Origin of the sequence: Enterobacter sp. DNB-S2 (assembly GCF_019443845.1) — a bacterium.
Lineage (GTDB): Bacteria > Pseudomonadota > Gammaproteobacteria > Enterobacterales > Enterobacteriaceae > Enterobacter > Enterobacter asburiae_B.
This window is the reverse complement of record NZ_CP050520.1, coordinates 4083014-4101689: the sequence shown is the minus strand read 5'-3', so window position 1 is coordinate 4101689 and position 18676 is coordinate 4083014. Positions and strand designations below refer to the sequence as shown.

Annotated in this window: 17 protein-coding genes; 7 read left to right on the top strand and 10 right to left on the bottom strand. The window is 56.6% G+C overall.

Translation table 11 applies throughout. The features are described from left to right. Nucleotides 1–3: 3 nt before the first annotated feature. The 3 genes from ppk1 to purM form a co-directional block, all read right to left on the bottom strand. On the bottom strand, nucleotides 4–2064 hold the full coding sequence (ppk1, locus tag HB664_RS19730) for a polyphosphate kinase 1 (RefSeq protein ID WP_033146179.1): 2061 nt from the start codon (nucleotides 2062–2064) through the stop codon (nucleotides 4–6). A 207-nt stretch (nucleotides 2065–2271) separates the two neighbouring features. Further along, nucleotides 2272–2913: a phosphoribosylglycinamide formyltransferase gene (gene purN / locus HB664_RS19725; RefSeq protein ID WP_023308771.1), complete on the bottom strand. Its 642-nt coding sequence runs from the start codon at nucleotides 2911–2913 to the stop codon at nucleotides 2272–2274. Next, the gene (purM, locus tag HB664_RS19720) at nucleotides 2910–3947 is read right to left on the bottom strand and encodes a phosphoribosylformylglycinamidine cyclo-ligase (protein ID WP_008501643.1); all 1038 of its coding nucleotides are present in this window, start codon (nucleotides 3945–3947) and stop codon (nucleotides 2910–2912) included. Before purM ends, purN begins: the two co-directional genes overlap by 4 nt. Before the next feature lie 266 nt (nucleotides 3948–4213). Here purM and HB664_RS19715 point away from each other — a divergent pair, with 266 nt between their 5' ends. The 4 genes from HB664_RS19715 to HB664_RS19700 all read left to right on the top strand — a co-directional run bounded on the left by HB664_RS19715 (nucleotide 4214) and on the right by HB664_RS19700 (nucleotide 8669). Beyond that, nucleotides 4214–5644, top strand: a complete 1431-nt coding sequence (locus HB664_RS19715) for a 6-phospho-beta-glucosidase (RefSeq protein ID WP_219940074.1) — start codon at nucleotides 4214–4216, stop codon at nucleotides 5642–5644. Between the two features lie 227 nt (nucleotides 5645–5871). Continuing rightward, nucleotides 5872–6498: a uracil phosphoribosyltransferase gene (gene upp, locus HB664_RS19710; protein ID WP_023308769.1), complete on the top strand. Its 627-nt coding sequence runs from the start codon at nucleotides 5872–5874 to the stop codon at nucleotides 6496–6498. 83 nt (nucleotides 6499–6581) lie between these two features. After that, nucleotides 6582–7871, top strand: coding sequence for a uracil permease (gene uraA, locus HB664_RS19705; RefSeq protein ID WP_023308768.1), 1290 nt, complete (start codon nucleotides 6582–6584; stop codon nucleotides 7869–7871). Between the two features lie 96 nt (nucleotides 7872–7967). After that, a complete protein-coding gene (locus HB664_RS19700; protein ID WP_211438414.1) occupies nucleotides 7968–8669 on the top strand; it encodes a DnaA inactivator Hda in 702 nt (233 codons plus the stop codon). A 41-nt stretch (nucleotides 8670–8710) separates the two neighbouring features. Here the strand turns inward: HB664_RS19700 and HB664_RS19695 are convergent, their stop codons facing one another. Genes HB664_RS19695 through celB form a run of 3 tightly spaced genes read right to left on the bottom strand, consistent with a single transcriptional unit; the run spans nucleotide 8711 to nucleotide 12411 of the window. Next, complete coding sequence (locus tag HB664_RS19695) at nucleotides 8711–10132, bottom strand: M17 family metallopeptidase (protein WP_219940852.1); 1422 nt, start codon at nucleotides 10130–10132, stop codon at nucleotides 8711–8713. Continuing rightward, nucleotides 10132–11088, bottom strand: a complete 957-nt coding sequence (locus HB664_RS19690; protein WP_039263716.1) for a N(4)-(beta-N-acetylglucosaminyl)-L-asparaginase — start codon at nucleotides 11086–11088, stop codon at nucleotides 10132–10134. The genes HB664_RS19695 and HB664_RS19690 overlap by 1 nt, the downstream gene beginning before the upstream one ends. A 3-nt stretch (nucleotides 11089–11091) precedes the next feature. Then, complete coding sequence (gene celB / locus HB664_RS19685; RefSeq protein WP_219940073.1) at nucleotides 11092–12411, bottom strand: PTS cellobiose transporter subunit IIC; 1320 nt, start codon at nucleotides 12409–12411, stop codon at nucleotides 11092–11094. Between the two features lie 146 nt (nucleotides 12412–12557). Here celB and HB664_RS19680 point away from each other — a divergent pair, with 146 nt between their 5' ends. Next, nucleotides 12558–13382, top strand: a complete 825-nt coding sequence (locus HB664_RS19680; protein WP_219940072.1) for a helix-turn-helix domain-containing protein — start codon at nucleotides 12558–12560, stop codon at nucleotides 13380–13382. On the opposite strand, the gene arsC is transcribed toward HB664_RS19680, so the two are convergent. Then, nucleotides 13379–13735 carry an arsenate reductase (glutaredoxin) gene (arsC, locus tag HB664_RS19675; RefSeq protein WP_219940071.1) on the bottom strand — a complete coding sequence of 119 codons (357 nt, stop codon included), beginning with the start codon at nucleotides 13733–13735 and terminating at the stop codon, nucleotides 13379–13381. The genes HB664_RS19680 and arsC overlap by 4 nt on opposite strands. Nucleotides 13736–13753: 18 nt before the next feature. Beyond that, on the bottom strand, nucleotides 13754–15217 hold the full coding sequence (gene bepA / locus HB664_RS19670) for a beta-barrel assembly-enhancing protease (RefSeq protein ID WP_033146173.1): 1464 nt from the start codon (nucleotides 15215–15217) through the stop codon (nucleotides 13754–13756). A 221-nt stretch (nucleotides 15218–15438) separates the two neighbouring features. Between bepA and HB664_RS19665 the strand changes: the two genes are divergently transcribed. Next, nucleotides 15439–16503, top strand: a complete 1065-nt coding sequence (locus HB664_RS19665; protein ID WP_033146172.1) for an AI-2E family transporter — start codon at nucleotides 15439–15441, stop codon at nucleotides 16501–16503. A 96-nt stretch (nucleotides 16504–16599) separates the two neighbouring features. Here HB664_RS19665 and bcp read toward each other — a convergent pair whose 3' ends face one another. Next, nucleotides 16600–17070, bottom strand: coding sequence for a thioredoxin-dependent thiol peroxidase (bcp, locus tag HB664_RS19660; protein ID WP_032659360.1), 471 nt, complete (start codon nucleotides 17068–17070; stop codon nucleotides 16600–16602). Continuing rightward, nucleotides 17070–17639, bottom strand: a complete 570-nt coding sequence (locus HB664_RS19655) for a glycine cleavage system transcriptional repressor (protein WP_045888584.1) — start codon at nucleotides 17637–17639, stop codon at nucleotides 17070–17072. The genes bcp and HB664_RS19655 overlap by 1 nt, the downstream gene beginning before the upstream one ends. Before the next feature lie 145 nt (nucleotides 17640–17784). Here HB664_RS19655 and dapA point away from each other — a divergent pair, with 145 nt between their 5' ends. After that, complete coding sequence (gene dapA / locus HB664_RS19650; RefSeq protein ID WP_033146170.1) at nucleotides 17785–18663, top strand: 4-hydroxy-tetrahydrodipicolinate synthase; 879 nt, start codon at nucleotides 17785–17787, stop codon at nucleotides 18661–18663. The last annotated feature ends 13 nt before the right edge of the window (nucleotides 18664–18676 follow it).

Below are 18676 nucleotides of genomic sequence, written 5' to 3'. Positions count from 1 at the left end.
AGGTTAATCGGGTTGCTCGAGTGATTTGATATAGTCGTAAATCGCCAGTTGCGACCGCACTTTGCGGCGGTTGCCGCGCGGTACATAGCGGTTACTGAGTTCTTTGTCGATATAGCGTGCTTTCACGGTATCGCTGAACAGAATCTCGATGATGTCGAGGATCTGCTGCTTCAGACGCGGATCCAGCAGCGGTGCCGCGACTTCAATACGGTAGTCAATATTGCGCGTCATCCAGTCTGCCGAAGAGAGATAGACCTGTTTATCACCCGCATTATCAAAAATATAGATCCGATCGTGTTCCAGGTAACGGTCAACGATGCTGATCACACGAATATTGTCGCTGATGCCTTCCAGTTCCGGGATCAGCGAGCACATGCCGCGGATCAGCAGGTTAACCGGCACGCCTGAGCTGGACGCTGCATACAGCCTGTCCACCAGCCCTTTGTCGACAAGGTTGTTAAGCTTCAGCGTGATGCCGGACGACAGCCCTTTCTGGGCATTGGCGATCTCTTTATCGATCATATCGTACAGCAGGCGGCGCGAGTTCTGCGGCGAGACCAGCAGATAGTCAAAGCTCACCGGACGGTACGGGTTTTCGATAAAGTTAAAGACCCGGCGCACTTCGTTAGTGATGCGGGCGTCGGCGGTTAAGAGCGAGTAGTCGGTATAAATTCGCGCCGTTTTCTCGTTAAAGTTCCCGGTACCGATGTGGGCATAGCGCACTACATCGTCGCCCTCTTTACGGGAAATCAGGAACAGCTTGGCGTGAATTTTCAGCCCCGGCGCGGAGAAGATGACGTGCACACCGGCTTCCGTCAGACGGCGCGCCCAGTGGATGTTGGCCTCTTCGTCGAAGCGCGCCTGCAGCTCAACCACCACGGTGACCTTTTTGGCGTTGTGCGCCGCGTGGATCATCGCGTCGATGATGCGGGAATCTTTTGCCACGCGGTAGATGTTGATTTTGATCGCCAGCACGCTCGGATCGAACGAGGCCTGACGCAGCAGTTCGAGCACGTGCTCAAACGTGTGATACGGATAGTAAAGCAGCACGTCGCGTTCGCGAATGGCGTCGAATCCGTTGCGGAATTTATCGAACCACAGATGGCGCAGGCGCGGCAGCGGCTTGTTCACCAGATTGGCTTTGCCGACGTTCGGGAAGCCAATAAAGTCTTTAAAGTTGTGGTAACGACCGCCCGGCACGATGGAGTCATAGCGCGAAATGGTCAGTTTCTCGCGCAGCATCTCCACCATGGCGTCCGGCATATCGCGCTGATAAACAAAACGTACCGGTTCGGCCGTCAGGCGCTGTTTCAGGCTGGAAGACATCAGCTCCATCAGGCTGGCTTCCATCTCGTGCACCAGGTCATATTCGGCGTCACGGGTCATCTTCATCGAGTAGGCGTTTAACGCATCGTAATCGAAGAAGCCTTTGAAGATGTCGTCCAGGCAGTAGCGCAGGATGTTGTCCAGCAGGATCATCGGCTTGCGTCTGCGCGGGGTTTCCGGCGGCAGGTTCACAAAGCGCGGCACCTTGTCGGACGGGATCTCCAGCAGCGCGTAACGGATAGACTCACCGCGAATAATTTCCACCGCCAGGTAGGTGTAATCATCCTTCAGGAACTGAACCAGATCGGTTTCGCGGTTGATCAGAATCGGGGTAATGTGCTGGCGCAGATAGTGTTTGAAGTAGTGGCGCAGCCAGTTTTGTTGGTTAACGGAAAGCTGGCGTTCGTTAATCAGGAAGATTTGATTGCGCGCCATCTCCAGCAGCAGTTCGTTATACAGGCCGTCAAATTCCTGATCGGCTTTCAGCACGCGGGACTGGATTTTGCCCAGCAGATGCCGCGAGTGCGAGTTTAAGCCCTGTTCTTCGCTGATGATGATGCGTCTTTTCAGCTCGGCAAAGCGAACCTTGTAGAACTCATCCAGGTTGTTGGAATAAATGCCCAAAAAACGCATGCGCTCGATCAGCGGGTTACTTTTGTCTGCCGCTTCCTGGAGTACACGTTCGTTAAATGCTAACCAGCTTAGCTCTTTCTCGATATATAACTTTTCCTGACCCATTACAGCTCACACTCCAGTTCAATCACAGGACGTGGTAAATCCGTCTCGTCCTTATTATGGCGAGCATTTCCACGATATGTCCAACAGTGCCAGAAAAGTATGACAGTTATTTTTTTTGTTGGGGATTTTAGAAGGTTGGAGAAGGGAATATCGGGTAATGCAATGAACAGGTCGGGTAAGCGCAGCAGCGCCACCCGACGTAACAAACTACTCTTCCGCCGCATAACCCTGCGGGGGTAACTTCACGCCGTCCAGCCAGGCTGCGCCGTCGCGCATCTCGAGACGCCCATCGACAAACCAGCTGACCACCAGCGGGTAAATGGCGTGTTCCTGGGTCTGCACGCGTTCCGTCACGTCTTCTTCGCTGTCGCCGTCAAAGACCGGAACTTTGGCCTGCAGGATCACCGGACCGCCGTCCAGCTCGTCGGTAACGAAATGCACGGAGGTGCCGTGCTCCTCATCGCCGTTTTCCAGAACCTGACGATGGGTGTGCAGGCCGGGATATTTCGGCAGCAGGGAAGGGTGGATATTCAGCAGACGACCGGCGAAGTGTTCGACGAAGGCCGGGCTCAGAATACGCATATAGCCCGCCAGCACGACCACGTCCGGCGCGTAGGCATCAATCTCATGCACCAGCTCGCGGTCAAAGGCTTCACGCCCGGCGAACTGGCTGGCTTCCAGCGCGTGCGCGGGAATGTTCGCTTCCCGCGCGCGCTCAAGGCCGAACGCGTCGGCCTTGTTGCTGAAAACTGCCCGAATGGTGCCATTGATTTTCTTCTGCTTGCAGGCGTCTATGATGGCCTGCAAATTGCTTCCGTTGCCGGAAATGAGCACCACGATGTTTTTCATTCAATGACCACACGCTGTTCGGAATCGGAAGCTTTAATCGTACCGATTTTCCACGCGTTTTCACCTTTTTCAGTCAGCAGCTTAACCGCTTTATCCGCTTCGCTTGCCGGCAGGGCGATAACCATGCCCACGCCACAGTTAAAGGTGCGGTACATTTCGTGAGAGCTCACGTTGCCCGCGGTCTGCAGCCAGTTAAACACGGCCGGCCACTGCCATGAGGATTCGTCGATCACCGCCTGGGTGTTGTCCGGCAGGACGCGCGGGATGTTTTCCCAGAAGCCGCCGCCGGTCAGGTGAGCGATAGCGTGAACGTCGACGTTCTCGATAAGCTCAAGCACGTTTTTCACGTAGATGCGGGTCGGCGCCAGCAGATGGTCAGCCAGCGGTTTACCGTCCAGCTCGGTGGTCAGCGGATCACAGCCGCTCACTTCGAGGATTTTACGCACCAGGGAGTAGCCGTTGGAGTGCGGGCCGCTGGAGGCGAGCGCGATCAGCACATCGCCATCGGCCACTTTGCTGCCGTCGATAATTTCTGATTTTTCTACTACGCCGACGCAGAAGCCCGCGACGTCATAATCTTCGCCGTGATACATGCCCGGCATTTCTGCGGTTTCACCACCGACCAGCGCACAGCCGGACTGCAGGCAGCCTTCGGCGATACCGTTAATCACGCTGGCAGCGGTATCCACGTCCAGTTTGCCGGTTGCGTAGTAATCGAGGAAGAACAGCGGCTCTGCGCCCTGTACCACCAGGTCATTCACGCACATCGCGACCAGATCGATACCGATCGTGTCGTGACGTTTTAAATCCATCGCCAGGCGCAGTTTAGTGCCTACACCGTCAGTACCCGAGACCAGAACAGGTTCACGATATTTTTGCGGCAGCGCGCACAGTGCGCCGAAGCCACCCAGACCACCCATCACTTCCGGGCGGCGGGTTTTTTTCACCACACCTTTGATTCGGTCAACCAGCGCATTACCTGCGTCAATATCAACACCGGCATCTTTGTAGCTGAGAGAAGTTTTGTTGGTCACGGCTTAAATCCCCACGCGATTGCATAGCTAGTAAGAAAAATCGGCGCAATTCTAACAGTCCAGGCAAACGTTTGCGAGCCTATTCTGGACGTGGGGATCTTTTTTTCTGTGTACCTCGTGAATGCAGCCAAACTTGACTCTGTTCACGAAAATGAAACCGGTTTCTGAGAACTGCTTGCAACAGCTACGCCCTTTGCACATCATCGAAATGAAACCGGTTTCTGTAATTGTTTTTGCAGAAAATAACGCAGAATGAGGGAAAGCGAATGTCGGGATTTAAAGCAGGTTTTCTGTGGGGCGGGGCCGTTGCGGCGCACCAGCTGGAAGGCGGCTGGAAAGAGGGCGGCAAGGGCGTGAGCGTCGCCGATGTGATGACCGCGGGGGCGCACGGCGTGCCGCGTGAAATCACCAACGGCGTGCTGGAGGGGAAAAATTATCCTAACCATGAAGCCATCGATTTCTACCACCGCTATAAAGAAGACATCAGACTCTTTGCCGAGATGGGGTTCAAATGCTTCCGCACCTCTATTGCCTGGACGCGGATCTTCCCGAAAGGCGACGAGCTTGAGCCTAACGAGGCTGGCCTGAAATTCTATGACGATCTGTTCGACGAATGCCTGAAGTACGGCATCGAGCCGGTTATCACCCTGTCTCACTTCGAGATGCCTTTCCATCTGGTTACGGAATACGGCGGCTGGCGCAACCGTAAGCTGATCGACTTCTTCGTTCGTTTTGCAAAAGTGGTGTTCCAGCGCTACCAGCATAAGGTGAAGTACTGGATGACCTTCAACGAGATCAACAACCAGGCTAACTTCCACGAAGACTTTGCGCCGTTTACGAACTCCGGGCTGAAGTACGCGCCGGGTGAAGACCGTGAGCCGGTGATGTTCCAGGCGGCGCACTACGAGCTCGTGGCCAGCGCCCTGGCGGTGAAGGCGGGGCGCGAGATTAACCCGTCGCTGCAGATTGGCTGCATGATTGCCATGTGTCCTATCTACCCGCTGACCTGTGCGCCGGACGATATGATGATGGCGATGAACGCCATGCACCGCCGCTACTGGTTCACCGACGTGCACGTGCGCGGCAAGTACCCGCAGCACCTGCTCAACTACTTCGAACGTCGCGGCTTCGCGCTGGATATCACCGAAGAGGATAAAGCCGCGCTGAAGCAGGGCTGCGTCGATTACATCGGCTTCAGCTACTACATGTCCTTCGCCACCAAGGCGACGGCGGACAACCCGCAGCTGGATTACGACGAAAGCAAGAGCCTGGTCTCTAACCCCTACGTGCAGAAATCCGACTGGGGCTGGCAGATTGACCCGGTCGGGCTGCGTTACTCCCTGAACTGGTTCTGGGATCACTACCAGCTGCCGCTGTTTATCGTTGAGAACGGCTTTGGCGCGATCGACGTGCAGGAGAGCGACGGCACGGTGAACGACCAGTACCGTATTGATTATCTGGCCGCCCATATCCGCGAGATGAAAAAAGCGGTGGTGGAAGATGGCGTGGATCTGATGGGCTACACCCCGTGGGGCTGCATCGACCTGGTGTCTGCCGGCACGGGCGAAATGAAAAAACGCTACGGCTTTATCTTTGTGGATAAAGACAATGATGGAAACGGCACGCTGAACCGCAGTAAGAAAAAATCGTTCGACTGGTATAAGCAGGTGATTGCGAGCAACGGCGAGAACCTGTAATTGTCGGGTGGCGCTAACGCTTACCCGACCTACACTACACGTAGGCCCGCGTAAGCGCAGCGCCACCGGGCAGAACCCCGCACCCAAGCCGGAGTCTCGCCTCCGGTTTTTTTGTCTCTAAATCACTTTGCTTGATATACGTCAAGCAACATGGGTATGGCCTAATCCGAAAAAAGCGGTATAATCCCGCGATTTTTTTGCGGACGCCACCTCAGAGGAGAAAGAGAATGAAGATTGTGGAAGTGAAACACCCACTCGTTAAACACAAGTTGGGCCTGATGCGTGAGCATGACATCAGCACGAAGCGTTTTCGCGAACTGGCATCTGAAGTCGGCAGCCTGCTGACCTACGAAGCGACCTCTGATCTGGAAACAGAAAAAGTCACCATCGAAGGCTGGAACGGCCCGGTGCAGGTTGAGCAGATCAAAGGTAAGAAAATTACCGTGGTGCCAATTCTGCGTGCCGGTCTCGGCATGATGGAAGGCGTGCTGGAGCACGTGCCAAGCGCGCGTATCAGCGTGGTGGGTATCTACCGTAACGAAGAAACCCTTGAGCCGGTTCCTTACTTCCAGAAGCTGGTCTCTAACATCGACGAGCGTATGGCGCTGGTGGTTGACCCAATGCTCGCGACCGGTGGCTCAATGATCGCCACCATCGACCTGCTGAAAAACGCGGGCTGTAACAGCATTAAGGTGCTGGTACTGGTTGCCGCTCCGGAAGGGATCGCGGCGCTGGAAAAAGCGCACCCGGACGTTGAGCTGTATACCGCCTCTATCGACCAGGGCCTGAACGAGCATGGGTACATCATCCCGGGGCTCGGCGATGCCGGCGATAAGATCTTTGGTACGAAATAATCGAATAACGATAAATAAGCCGACTTTGATAGTCGGCTTTTTTTTGAATAAAACACCAACAATACTACACAGAGGAAAACACTATGACGCGCCGTGCTATCGGGGTGAGTGAAAGACCGCCGCTTTTACAGACTATCCCGCTTAGTTTGCAGCACCTGTTCGCCATGTTTGGCGCAACCGTGCTGGTGCCAATCCTGTTCCACATTAACCCGGCCACCGTGCTGCTGTTCAACGGCATTGGTACGCTGCTGTACCTCTTTATCTGTAAAGGCAAAATCCCGGCGTATCTCGGGTCGAGCTTCGCCTTTATCTCGCCGGTGTTGCTGCTGCTGCCGCTGGGTTATGAAGTCGCGCTGGGCGGCTTTATCATGTGTGGCGTCCTGTTCTGCGTGGTGTCCTTCATTGTGAAGAAAGCCGGTACCGGCTGGCTGGACGTGATGTTCCCGCCTGCGGCGATGGGTGCCATCGTTGCGGTCATCGGTCTGGAGCTGGCGGGCGTGGCGGCGAATATGGCCGGTCTGCTGCCTGCTGACGGCCAGTCACCGGATTCCAAAACCATTATCATCTCGCTGGTAACGCTGGGCGTGACGGTGTTTGGCTCCGTGCTGTTCCGCGGCTTCATGGCGATTATCCCGATCCTGATCGGCGTGCTGGCGGGCTATGCGCTATCCTTTGCGATGGGCGTAGTGGACACCACCCCGATTGCTCAGGCGCACTGGTTCGCGCTGCCAACCTTCTATACGCCGCGCTTTGAATGGTTTGCTATTTTCACCATTCTGCCTGCGGCGCTGGTGGTGATTGCGGAGCACGTCGGCCACCTGGTGGTGACGGCGAACATCGTTAAGCGCGATTTAATCCGCGACCCGGGCTTGCACCGCTCCATGTTTGCGAACGGTTTCTCCACCATCATCTCCGGTTTCTTCGGCTCGACGCCAAACACCACTTACGGTGAGAACATCGGCGTGATGGCGATTACCCGCGTCTACAGTACCTGGGTTATCGGCGGCGCGGCGATTATCGCCATTCTGCTCTCCTGCGTCGGTAAACTTGCGGCAGCGATTCAGATCATTCCGGTGCCGGTAATGGGCGGCGTTTCTCTGCTGCTGTACGGCGTGATCGGCGCCTCCGGTATTCGCGTGCTGATTGAATCCAAAGTGGATTACAGCAAGGCGCAAAACCTGATCCTGACCTCCGTTATCCTGATCATCGGCGTGAGCGGCGCGAAGGTGCACATCGGTGCGGCCGAGCTGAAGGGCATGGCGCTGGCGACCATCGTCGGCGTGGGCCTGAGCCTGATCTTCAAGCTGATCTCGGTCATTCGCCCGGAAGAAGAAATTCTGGACGCGGACGACAGCGAAAAAGCGTCACATTGATCGAAAAGTCGGGCGAAGGATCGCCCGGTTCTCTCCTTGCAGGTTCCGTGTTAAACTCCATTCCGATTTTACGTAGGATCTCTGGTTGAGGTATTTCTGAACGGACCGGCACAGCTCTCTCTGCCACTCTATCTCCCTGACGACGAAACTTTCGCGAGTTTCTGGCCGGGTGATAACCCCTCTTTACTGGCTGCACTGCAAAACGTGCTGCGCCAGGATCACAGCGGATACATCTATATCTGGTCACGCGAAGGCGCGGGGCGCAGCCATCTGCTGCATGCCGCCTGCGCGGAGCTTTCGGCGCGCGGTGATGCGGTAGGCTACGTGCCGCTGGATAAACGCACCTGGTTCGTGCCTGAGGTGCTGGAGGGAATGGAACATCTCTCGCTGGTCTGCATCGATAATATCGAATGCGTGGCGGGGGACGAGCCGTGGGAAATGGCGATCTTTAACCTCTACAACCGCATTCTGGAATCGGGTAAAACCCGGCTGCTGATCACCGGCGATCGTCCGCCGAGACAGCTCAATCTGGGGCTGCCGGATCTGGCATCTCGTCTGGACTGGGGGCAAATCTACAAGCTCCAGCCGCTGTCGGATGAAGATAAGCTTCAGGCGTTACAGCTGCGCGCAAAGCAGCGCGGGTTTGAGCTGCCGGAGGACGTGGGGCGTTTCCTGCTTAAACGACTGGATCGCGAAATGCGCACGCTGTTTGACACGCTCGATCAGCTCGATCGCGCCTCCATTACCGCCCAGCGCAAGCTGACCATTCCGTTTGTGAAAGATATTCTCAAGCTGTAGTTGTGCCGGGTGGCGGCTGCGCCTTACCCGGCCTACGAAAACTAGACATCCCCCAGCAGGTGTTCAACCAAAAGTGGAATTGGTCTTCCCGATGCCACGCTCCTTCCGCTCTCTCGCCACAGCGCCGTACCGCTGATATCCAGATGCGCCCACGGAATGGTCGGCGGGCAAAAGTGGTGCAGCAGCCACGCCGCTGACGCACTGATTGCCGCATTGTTGGTCGGCGTGTTGCACAGATCGGCAATGGCGCTGTCGGTCTGTTTTTTCAGCCGCGCATCCAGCGGCAGGGACCACACTTCATCGCCACTTTGCTTACCCGCCAGCGTCAGCGCCGCACGCAGCGGTTCATCCTGCGTCATCAGCCCGCTCAGCTCATACCCCAGCGCCTTCACGACCGCACCGGTTAAGGTCGCCATATCAATAATATAGCGCGCCTGCGGATGGCGCTGGCTGGCCCAGGCGATGGCGTCCGCCAGCACCAGCCGGCCTTCGGCATCGGTGTTGTTGATTTCAACCGTGGTGCCGTTGCAGGCCGTCGCCACCGTTCCGGGCTGCATGGCGTCCGGGCCGATGGCGTTTTCCGCCAGCGCCAGCACGCCCATGATGCGTACGGGCAGCGCCAGCTCTGCCACGGTCTGCATCAGGCCCAGCACGTTAGCCGCACCGCACATGTCGTATTTCATGGTGTACATGCCCGCGCCTTCCTTCAGCCACAGGCCGCCGGTATCGAAGGTAATACCTTTTCCCACATAGCAGCGCACCGGGCCGTCGTTGACGCCGTCATAATGGATCGCCAGCAGGCGCGGCGGACAGGTCGCCCCTTTGCCAACGGCGTGCAGCAGCCCCAGACCCTGCTCAGCAATAGCCTTTTCGTTCAGCACTTCGCAGCGCAGGGCGGGGAAGGCGGCACAGAGCCTTTGCGCCTCTTCCACCACAAACTGCGGCGTGCATCGGTCGGACGGGATATCCGCCAGACGTCGCGCCGCGACCATGCCGCGGGCGATGGCCTGCTGCTGGCGGAAGACACCCTCCAGTTTTGCCTGCTGTTCCGGCAGGCAGAGGGCGGTGATGTGCGTAAGGCGCACCGCCGATTCATCCGTTTTCTTCAGCTTCAGGTCGCTCAGCCTGTGCGCCTGATTAAAGAGAAAACGCAGCACCTGCGCCTGCACCACATCGTTGATATCGGTAACGTCCAGTATCAGCTCGGGGCTGACGGGCGAGGCCAGCAGCGGGCGCAGCGCCGTCAGCAATCCTTCGGTCAGGCTATCCTGCCAGAGGGCATCCGGCAGCAGAGTGATCCGGGCAAACGGGGCGCAGCCAAAGCGGGTGTCAGCGATGCTGGCAGACTCGCGCATTTCCGCGACAAGCGCCGTTTCGGGCAAATGCGTACAGGAGGCGGACGCAATCAAATGGCTTTGCGGAGCCGCGTCAGAAAGCGCGGTGATAAACTGATACGTAATCATCATGACTCCTCAATCGGCGCGCGGATCCGCGCGGCGTAGGCCTGCATCCATTCATCGTCTACGGCGTAATAATGCGTTTTCTCCCGCAGGCGTTCGGTACGAAAAACGGTGAGGGGCTGGCGAGCCGTCGCCACCACAAACGAGAAGGTTTTGATGTTGGTGGCGGCCCCGAATTCGCCCCTGTTGTTCATGCACACCACGGAAAGATCGCCCGCGCGGCCAAAGCGCGACATCAGCTTATCTTCCAGCTCGAACACCACCGAATCCGCCGCCTGCTGGGGCGTCATACCCTGCGCCATGCGGCGGACAATTTCGTAGCTGGTGCAGCCTTTCATCAGATCTTCACCGACGCCCGTGGCGGTGGCCGCGCCGGTTTCACTGTCGCAGTAAAAGCCGGAACCAATAATGGGCGAATCGCCGAGTCGACCGCGTTTTTTCATGAACAGGCCGCTGGTGGAGGTGGCGACGCTCATTGATCCCTGTTTATCAAGGCCGATAATGCCGACGGTGTCATGCCCGTCGTAAGGGCTTAAGCCCTTATCCAGCGTTTCGCGGCAGCGTTTGCGGTAGTGCTGCATGGCGCGGTCAGTGAGCATAGTTTTGTCGGCAAAGCCCTGGCTCAGCGCCCATTCCCGCGCGCCCTGGCCGACCAGCAGGCTGTTGTAGCGCTGGCGGCTTAACGCATGCGCCACGCGCACCGGGTTGGCGATATCCACCAGGTTGCCCACGGCACCAAACGCCAGCGTATCGCCGTCCATGTAGGCGGCGTCCAGCTCCACTTCGCCATTTTCGGTGGGCAGCCCGCCGTAGCCGACGGATTTATAAAACGGAAAGTCTTCGACGGCGGCGACGGCATCCACCACCGCTGCAGAGACCGGTTTACCCGCAGCCAGCGCAGACGCAGACTCCGTAACGCCTTCAAGCGCCATTCTCCAGGTCGCGATAATTCCCCACATGCTTTACTCCTGTTTTGCAAGGGTGGTGTCGGTTTGCGTAACGGTGGCCATTTCCGCCGCGCGGTACTGTTTGTCCACGATACGCATAAAAGGCAGGTACAGCATGGCGCCAATCAGCAGGTTGATAAGCTGCATGACGCTGCCGCTCAGGTGTCCGGTAACGATAAAGCCGCTGATAACGGGCGGCAGCGTCCAGGGAATAAACACCCCGGTGGTGACGGCAACCGCGCCAATCTTCATCGCTACATACTGCACGGTGACCAGCACCAGCGGCACCAGGTTGAACGGGATAAGCATGATCGGGTTCATGATCACCGGCAGGCCAAACAGGATCGGTTCGTTGATGTTAAACACCGATGCCCCGGCGCCGAGGCGCGCCACTTCACGCATGTTTTTGCTGCGGGCGAAAATCAGCATCGCAATCACCAGCGACAGCGTGGCCCCTGCGCCGCCCATCCAGATCATGTCAAAAAACTGTTCGGTGATAATGTGCGGCGGCGTCGTGCCTGCCTGAATCGCGGCGATGTTGTCGGTCTGGTTCTCCATCCACAGCGGGCGAATGATGCCGTTGATCATCGAGCCGGAGTTAATGCCCACTGACCACAGAATGGTGATGCTGAACACCGTCATCAGCGCGCCAAAGTAAGAGGTGCCGTAGTGGCGCACCGGCGTGGCAACCACTTCGTAAATAAACTGGTGGATGGTGTTGTAGTGGGTGTTTTCAAACACGATGCGGATACCGAGCACCAGAATCATCACCAGCAGGGCCGGGATCAGCGCGGCGAACGACTCCTGCACCGCCGGAGGCACGCCGTCCGGCATTTTGATCACCAGTTTTTTGCGCTTGAGCCAGCAGAACAGTTCCGTCCACAGCAGGGAACCGATCATCGCCACGAACAGCCCTTTGCTGCCAATCCACTCCACCGGAATGACGGTAATACCGCCGTTTTCCGCCACTTTGATAAAGGGCGTCAGGATGAGAAAGGCGACCAGCGCCAGGATACCGCAGGAGATGCGGTCTTCACCGTAGTGTTCCGCCAGGCGGAAGGCCACCAGGAAGCTGATGAACAGCGACATGGTGGAGAACACCGCGTTGAACGGGATTTCAATGATGGCGCTCCAGCTCTCACCAAAGGCCTGAGACATAAACTGCTGATAGGCTTGATTCGGGAACGACGAGATCACCAGCAGAATAGAGCCGACGATGATAAATGGCATGAATGACACGTAGGCGCCACGAATGGCCCCGAGATGACGCTGCTGAGCCGTTTTGGCCGCCAGCGGCATCAGTTTTGCTTCAAGAAATCCCAGAACATTGTTCATTGTGAACTCCGTACAAGATTGAGGGGTGTTGTTTGTGTTATGTCTTAGGATTATCAGTGAAGCGCGGCGAGCGAAAGGTGAAATCGGTCACAAAGCAATCGCTGATGTAATATAAATCTCATAAGATTGGTTCAGAGGATCCTGCGATGGAAATTAAACTGCATGCTAATGCCACCACGACGCCGCGCATCCGTCGCTATCTACAGCAGTCAGATAAAAGCGACAGAGAGCTGGCTGCCGAGCTGGGTATTTCGGTCACTACCGTCAGGCGCTGGCGCAACCGCGAGCAGGTTTCGGATAATCACACGACGCCAAAAGTGATACACAAAGCATTGAGACAGGAGCAGGTTGCGCTGGTCAATGTCCTGCGGGATATCACTGGCGCCCCGCTGGACGAACTGCTGCAGATGGTCAATAGCGAACTCGGGATCGCCGTATCCCGCGCGACCCTGAACCGCTATCTCAAACCGGCTTCGGTAAGGCAGAAGGGCGCGACGTTGCAGGGAAAAAAGGCGCTGAAGGCAGGTATCGTGCCGCAAAAACTCCTGTTACATCATCAGCCTCTGTCGCTGCATATGGACGATGGCGGGGAACAGCATCTGCTCTGCGCGCGTGAACCCGTGAGCGGCTGGTGCTACGCCCGGCTGTACGCGGGCATTTCTCCGCAGCTGCTGGCCCACTGGACGAATGACGCGCTGGCAGCCTGTCCGGCTGATATTCAATCTGTTGAGACTTTTGGTTTCGAGGTGAAGCTTGAGGAGCGCAATGCCACCGTAACGGCGCATCCACAGCAATACCGCGCCGTTCAGGTTGATCTACCGCTATGTGAAATCATCCCACGTCTGAACAGTGAACCGGCAGGCGAGCTGTTGATCCAGCTGTGCGAATTTTACAACCGGGGAAAAGCGCAGAAAAAGCTGGGAGAGAGTACGCCGCAGGCCTTTCTGGAAGCGCTGCGGCATAAGGACTAGAGGATCTCGAGCACGTCTTCCGGCGGGCGTCCAATGCGCGCCTGGCCGTTCGCCACCACAATCGGGCGCTCAATCAGCTTTGGATTTTCAACCATCGCCTGGATCAGCTCAGCCTCGGTGAGACGGCTGTCATCCAGGTTAAGCGACTTATACAAATCTTCTTTCTGACGCATCAGCTCTCTTGCACTGCCCATTCCCAGCATGTGCAGCAGCTGGCGGAGGGTTTGCGCGTCAGGTGGGGTGTCGAGGTACAGCACCACTTCCGGCTCAACGCCGTTAGACTTCAGCAGGCTCATGGTATCGCGGCTCTTGGAGCAGCGAGGGTTGTGATAAATTTTTACGGCGTCTGTCATGACGTGAATTCTCCTTTATTACATCTTTTCGTACGGCTTAAAGCGCTGCTGCAGGCCGCGCAGCTGATCGATACGCGCGTCGTAACGGGCCTGCTGGAGGCTGCCGAGCTTGACCTGCGCGCTGGCGCTGCTGAGCGTGGAAATCGCCTGATCGAGGCGGCCCACCAGGGCAAAACCTTCGGCACGCGCCGCCAGCTCCTGATCGCGGTTGCCGAGCTGGGCTTCCGCCTGAGCGAGCAGATCCCAGCCGTTTTGATCGTCTTTATTGTTAAAGGTATAGCGGTTCAGAATGGTCGCCGCTTCGCCAGGCTGACCGCCCTGTAAGTAAGCGTTCGCCAGGTTAAGCTGCAGCACCGGGTTGGTACGGACGTCTTTCGCCCCCTTCAGACGGTTAATCGCATCGGCCGTTTTCTTCTGGCCCAGATCGATATCCGTCGACAGATCGAGGTACCACGGGTTGTTAGGGTCGGCAGCCAGAAGCGGTTGCAGCGCTTTGCGCGCCTCGTCGTATTTGCTGGCTTCCATCGCCTGGAGCGCCTGACCATACTGCGCGGCGTTTTTCTCACGCACGTTGCCTTTCGCCAGGGTATCCAGCAGGTCGCTGGTGAGCTGGTTACGCCCGGAATTGTACATCCCCAGCGTTCTCACCTTCGCCATGTAGAAATCCTGCGAAGACTGGACCACCACCGGACGCATCTGGTTGGCACGGTTACGCGCGTCCGACAGGCGGCTTTCCGGCAGCGGGTGGGTCAACAGAATTTCCGGTGGACGGGAAGAGTAACGCGCCTGATCGAGCAGTTTTTCCAGGAAGCTCGGCATGGCCTGCGGGTCAAAGCCCGAACGCTGCAGCACCTGAATCCCGATGCGGTCCGCTTCCTGTTCGTTTTGCTGGGTAAAGCTGATCATCCCCTGGCGCGTTCCCGCCAGCGTACCGGTCAGGGCCGCCATCCCGGCCTGCGGGCTGGCCATCGCCAGCAGAATGGAGCCCAGCGCGCCCACCCAGGTGAGGGGGGCGTTACGTTTCTGGTCTTCCATGGCGCGCGCCAGGTGGCGCTGGGTGACGTGCGAAATTTCGTGCGCCATTACCGAGGCCAGCTGGCTTTCGTTGTCGGAATAACGGAATAACGCCGAGTGCAGCACCACGTTTCCGCCAAAGAAGGCGAAGGCGTTGATTTCGTCGTTATTAATTAAATAGAAGTGGAAGGGCGTTTTTACCGAGTCGGCGTGCGAAACCAGGCGCATCCCCAGCCCGTTAATGTACTGTACCAGCAAAGGGTCGTTGATCAGCGGGGCGCTGCCGCGCAGCTGGCGAACATAGTAATCCCCCATTTGCATCTCTTGTCCAATAGAGAGCGTGCTTCCTGCTGTGGTGCCCATGTCCGGCAATGAATCGGACGAGTCAGCAAAAGCGGGCAACACCTGACCGACCGTCACCGCGGCAATCAGTGTTGCAACCAGTGTTTTTCTCAACTGCCTGAACATAACCACTGTCCTGTATGTTGGATGTGCTAATTTGACCGATGAACCGGCATAACGTTCATCTCTGCTGCTCTGCGAGTGTAGCCGTGTTACAGCATGAAGAAAATCCCATTCATCAGGCTTTTGCGGATTGCGATCGGGATACAAAAAGCGAAAGTCTTTTTTGTGACAGTTAGATACAATTCACCGTCTCACTCCCGCCATTCGATTCAGGGAAGGGTTGTATGCTCGAAATGTTAATGCAGTGGTACCGGCGTCGGTTCAGCGACCCGGAAGCCATTGCTTTGTTGGTTATTCTGGTTGCCGGGTTCGGTATTCTGTTCTTCTTCAGCGGCCTGCTCGCGCCACTGCTGGTGGCGATTGTGCTGGCGTATCTGCTGGAGTGGCCGACGGCGCGCCTGGAACACATCGGCTGTTCCCGCCGCTGGGCGACCAGCATCGTACTGGTGCTGTTTGTCGGCATCCTGCTGCTAATGGCCTTTGTGGTGATGCCGGTCGCCTGGCAGCAGGGAATTAACCTGATCCGCGACATGCCCGGCATGTTGAACAAGCTGTCTGATTTTGCCGCCACGCTGCCGCGCCGTTACCCGGCCCTGATGGATGCCGGGATTATTGACGCGATGGCCGAAAATATGCGCGCCCGCATCATGACGATGGGCGATTCGGTGGTGAAGTACTCTCTGGCCTCGCTGGTCGGACTGCTGACGCTGGCGGTTTACCTTGTGCTCGTGCCGCTGATGGTTTTCTTCCTGGTGAAAGATAAAGATCAGATGCTCAACGCCGTGCGCCGTATTCTGCCGCGCAACCGCGGGCTGGCAGGGCAGGTCTGGGAAGAGATGAACCAGCAGATCACCAACTACATTCGCGGCAAGGTGCTGGAGATGATTGTCGTGGGGGTCGCCACCTGGATTGGCTTCCTGATTTTCGGCCTGAACTACTCGCTGCTGCTGGCGGTGCTGGTGGGGCTGTCGGTCCTGATTCCATACATCGGCGCGTTTGTGGTGACCATTCCGGTTGTTGGCGTCGCGCTGTTCCAGTTTGGGCTGGGGACAGAATTCTGGAGCTGCTTTGCGGTGTACCTGATTATTCAGGGCCTGGACGGTAACCTGCTGGTACCGGTGCTGTTCTCCGAAGCGGTGAACCTGCATCCGCTGGTAATTATCTTATCCGTGGTGATTTTCGGCGGGCTGTGGGGATTCTGGGGCGTGTTCTTTGCGATTCCGCTGGCGACGCTGATTAAGGCCGTGGTCCACGCGTGGCCGGATGTGCCGGCGGTGGAAGAGAAGTAGTTTTTGTGCGGCCTGATGCCCTCACTCCGACCCTCTCCCATGGGGAGAGGGGGAAAACATTAAAAACGGCAACCTGGGTTGCCGTTTTGCTGTTTATCAGGCGCTTGCTTTCAGCCAGTTCAACACCACGTCGTGGTGGTTGCTGGTTTTGAAGTCGTCAAACACATGTTCAACTTTACCGTCAGCGTCAATCAGGAAGCTGATGCGGTGAATGCCGTCGTAGGTTTTACCCATAAACGTCTTCTCGCCCCAGACGCCGAACTGCTCGCACACCTGATGATCTTCATCAGAAAGCAGCGTGAAGTTCAGCAGCTCTTTTTCAGCAAATCGTGACAGCTTTTCTGGTTTATCCGTGCTGATACCCAGCACTTCCACACCGACTTTTTTCAACTCGTCCATGTTGTCGCGTAAGCCGCAGGCCTGTACGGTGCAGCCGGGGGTCATGGCTTTCGGGTAGAAATAGACCAGAACACGCTGTCCCTGGAAGTCGGTCAAATTTACTTGCTCGCCGTCTTGATCCGGTAAGCTAAATTTCGGTGCGATGTCACCGGCTTTCAGTGGGTTCATTACTCAACTCCATCCTGTTCGTGCTGCGAATAATTGACGACGCTTATACTGCCCTGCGCGTTTAATTCTGTACAGAGGGCTTTGAACGCTTGCTCGATATTTGACGCATCCTGTGAGGCAGGGCTGTGCGCGGTAATTTGAATAAACAGCACCGGAAGACCCTGGTCATCGCTTGTCTGCGTACGGGAAACCAGTTCGGCAATATTCATCTGATGATTGTCAAAAAGCGCGGTGAAACGCTCAATCAGATGCGGTGAATCAGGCACTTCAACCTGCACCCAGACGGTAGAAGGCAGTGCCGGACGCGGACGCGCGGTGGTGCGCTTCATGACAATCAGCAAATCCAGTTCGGCCCCCTTCAGCGGCAGGGTCGATTCAATCAACGTAATGGCGTTCCATGTCCCGGAAAGCAACATAATAAATGTGAACTCTTCGCCAAGCATCGCCAGACGGCTGTCTTCGATATTACAGCCGCAGCTGCTTACGTGACGGGTGATGGTGTTCACGATACCCGGCCTGTCGGCACCCAGCGCAGTGATAACCAGGTAATGTTGTGATGAGGTTGTCAAACCTGTTCTTCCTTTGCATGGTTAAGTCTTCCTAAGGAAAGCATAAAAAAAACATGCATACAACCGCCTGCGAGCCTCAGGTCGCTTGCTTTTATTACAGTTCCAAACGTAACATTGAGGCTCTTGTTCGCACAGAGGATGGCTCATGTTCACGGGAAGTATTGTCGCGCTTGTTACACCGATGGATGAAAAAGGTAATGTCTGCCGGTCAAGCATGAAGAAGCTCATTGATTACCATGTCGCCAACGGAACCTCGGCGATCGTTTCGGTAGGGACTACCGGTGAATCCGCAACGCTGAGCCACGACGAGCACGGCGATGTGGTGATGCTGACCCTAGAACTGGCGGACGGACGTATTCCGGTCATCGCGGGGACAGGGGCTAATGCAACCGCAGAAGCTATCAGCCTGACCAAGCGTTTTAACGACAGCGGCATCGTGGGCTGTCTGACGGTGACCCCTTATTACAACCGTCCTACTCAGGAAGGTTTGTTCCAGCACTTCAAAGCCATCGCTGAACATACTGACTTGCCACAAATTCTGTATAATGTGCCGTCCCGTACCGGTTGCGATATGCTGCCGGAAACCGTTGGTCGTCTCTCGGAAGTAAAAAATATTATCGGTATTAAAGAGGCGACAGGGAACTTAAGCCGCGTTCATCAGATCAAAGAGCTGGTTTCAGACGACTTTATCCTGTTGAGTGGTGATGATGCGACCGCGCTGGACTTTATGCAGCTCGGTGGTCATGGCGTGATCTCCGTAACGTCAAACGTTGCGGCGCGCGATATGGCTGAAATGTGCAAACTGGCCGCAGCCGGTCACTTTGATGAAGCGCGCGTCATTAATCAGCGTCTGATGCCGCTGCACAATAAATTATTTGTCGAACCCAATCCGATCCCAGTGAAATGGGCATGTAAGGAGTTGGGGCTTGTAGCAACCGATACGCTGCGTCTGCCAATGACACCGATTACCGACCACGGTCGTGACATCGTCAGGGCGGCGCTGAAGCATGCCGGTTTGCTGTAGAGTTTAGGGAGAT

Excerpts from the sequence above, each read along its gene's own strand:
- arsC (WP_219940071.1), bottom strand. The coding sequence starts at position 13,735 with ATGACAGACGCCGTAAAAATTTATCACAACCCTCGCTGCTCCAAGAGC.
- bcp (WP_032659360.1), bottom strand. The coding sequence starts at position 17,070 with ATGAACCCACTGAAAGCCGGTGACATCGCACCGAAATTTAGCTTACCG.
- upp (WP_023308769.1), top strand. The coding sequence starts at position 5,872 with ATGAAGATTGTGGAAGTGAAACACCCACTCGTTAAACACAAGTTGGGC.
- HB664_RS19695 (WP_219940852.1), bottom strand. The coding sequence starts at position 10,132 with ATGATTACGTATCAGTTTATCACCGCGCTTTCTGACGCGGCTCCGCAA.
- HB664_RS19665 (WP_033146172.1), top strand. The coding sequence starts at position 15,439 with ATGCTCGAAATGTTAATGCAGTGGTACCGGCGTCGGTTCAGCGACCCG.
- HB664_RS19690 (WP_039263716.1), bottom strand. The coding sequence starts at position 11,088 with ATGTGGGGAATTATCGCGACCTGGAGAATGGCGCTTGAAGGCGTTACG.
- HB664_RS19715 (WP_219940074.1), top strand. The coding sequence starts at position 4,214 with ATGTCGGGATTTAAAGCAGGTTTTCTGTGGGGCGGGGCCGTTGCGGCG.
- dapA (WP_033146170.1), top strand. The coding sequence starts at position 17,785 with ATGTTCACGGGAAGTATTGTCGCGCTTGTTACACCGATGGATGAAAAA.
- uraA (WP_023308768.1), top strand. The coding sequence starts at position 6,582 with ATGACGCGCCGTGCTATCGGGGTGAGTGAAAGACCGCCGCTTTTACAG.
- HB664_RS19680 (WP_219940072.1), top strand. The coding sequence starts at position 12,558 with ATGGAAATTAAACTGCATGCTAATGCCACCACGACGCCGCGCATCCGT.
- purN (WP_023308771.1), bottom strand. The coding sequence starts at position 2,913 with ATGAAAAACATCGTGGTGCTCATTTCCGGCAACGGAAGCAATTTGCAG.
- celB (WP_219940073.1), bottom strand. The coding sequence starts at position 12,411 with ATGAACAATGTTCTGGGATTTCTTGAAGCAAAACTGATGCCGCTGGCG.
- ppk1 (WP_033146179.1), bottom strand. The coding sequence starts at position 2,064 with ATGGGTCAGGAAAAGTTATATATCGAGAAAGAGCTAAGCTGGTTAGCA.
- bepA (WP_033146173.1), bottom strand. The coding sequence starts at position 15,217 with ATGTTCAGGCAGTTGAGAAAAACACTGGTTGCAACACTGATTGCCGCG.